This is a genomic window from Rhizobium sp. SEMIA 4085 (genome assembly GCF_013004495.1).
GTDB lineage: Bacteria > Pseudomonadota > Alphaproteobacteria > Rhizobiales > Rhizobiaceae > Rhizobium > Rhizobium gallicum.
On record NZ_JABEPH010000644.1, the window covers coordinates 1 to 1,577 of the forward strand.

At 62.4% G+C, this 1,577-nt stretch carries 2 protein-coding genes; one reads left to right on the plus strand and one right to left on the minus strand.

The features are described 5' to 3' along the window. Positions 1 to 491, plus strand: a 491-nt coding sequence (locus tag C9413_RS31965) for a hypothetical protein (protein ID WP_210263682.1), incomplete at its 5' end; no start/stop codon positions are given. Between the two features lie 301 nt (positions 492 to 792). Here the strand turns inward: C9413_RS31965 and C9413_RS31970 are convergent. Then, positions 793 to 1,577, minus strand: a 785-nt coding sequence (locus tag C9413_RS31970) for a GNAT family N-acetyltransferase (protein WP_170251536.1), incomplete at its 5' end; no start/stop codon positions are given.

The following is a 1,577-nucleotide window of genomic DNA, read 5'->3' on the forward strand; positions in this document are numbered from 1 at the left end:
ATGCCGGGGTCGCGCCGATTCTTCGCGCTGTGGCGATCACGTCGCTGATGATCCCGATCGTCTGGTTCAACCCCATTGCAATGAACGCGCTTGGCTTGAACCGCATGTCACTGCAATATTCCATCATCGTTGCCTTGACTTGTATCGGTGCGCTCATCGTCATACCGACAAGCACGCCGGGCGCGGCGATTTTGGTGATGTCTTCGCCGGCGCTCGTCTATGGTGTGATTGGCAATGTTTTGTTGCTACGCCGGCTGAACCTGCAGGCGAAGGTGCATTACATGGGACTCGCGCCGGCCGCGGCGGCGGCCCTCGCCATGGGCGTGGTCGTATATTTCGTGCATGCGACAGTAATGGTTGGGATGCAACCTTCCTCCCGCCTCGCTATCTCGGCGAGCCTTGGCATGGTCATCTATTTCGGCTGGCTCACCTGCTTCAGCCGAAGCTGGATGATCGAACGTATCCAGCTCCTGCGTGGACAAGGCAGATGACGCACAGCGTCACAGACAGGCGATAGTCCCCGCGCAAGCTTCACCGCCTATCCTTCTCTCATGCGAAAGCGGGAGAGCGACATGAAGAAAACGACGTTGCTGAATGCCACCGGGCTTTCCGTGCTCCTCTGGCTTTTTATCCTGCTCTCGGTCGTCTGTCTGCTGCGCTAGCACAATCAGGAAGGATCAGCGCGCCAAAAGCTGCTCCCGGCTCGCCTTTTTAATCACCGGATAGAAATCTGCAGATCATCTGCTGGCTAGTGGTCTGCGCCGGACGAGCACCAAGGGTTAGAATCGATCCCTAGCGCCAGTCGTCGAGCACGAAGACGCCGGCGCGACTGTAACCCGGCTCATTGGGCCTGTGCATCGTGACCCCTTGGATTTCGGTTCGAAAACCACGCCCGACCAAGTGCCGGTACGCCTCATGGCGGGCCATGTTCACGCCGGCCAGCAGCCTGGGCATCCCCTCCGCTACGGCAAGCGCCTCGCAGGCATGCAGCAAGTTGTCGAAGGTCTCCCCAGCCGCCGATCCTGGGCGCACGGTCCCGAACTTGATGAAGCAGGCACCGTCGCCTGCTTCGCTGCGCGGCCCATGGTGGCACACGGCAAAACCGTCCAAGCCCGCACCCGCCATATCGCCGAGCAGGACCGTCTCCCCAAGCTCCTGCGCCTCTACGGCCTGGATTTCCGCCCCCAGGTCGAGCCCGTCGTAAAGGGCGCCGGTCAAGTCGCGGCAGGACTTAAGGCATTCCACTTTCTGCTCCTCTGTCAGATCGGAATACCGCGACCAGCGCACCGGCTCGGTCTGGTTGTGACGGACCGGCGCCGACATGATGGCCGTGAGGAAACGAGCCCAGTAGCCGTACTTCTGGTACAGGCCCACATGCTTGGCGCTCTGGGCGAAGGTGAACAGGCCTGCATGCCGCGTGCCCCATTCATCGAAGCTCGCCGTGACGGCCTCGACGAGCCGCGCACCGATGCCCCGGTCCCAGAGGTCGGGGCGGGTCGTCAAGGGTCCGCAGAAGCCGACGCTGCCCCAGAGGGTGGCGAAGTGGGAGCCGACCCGGTCGCCGCCCACCGCCGCGG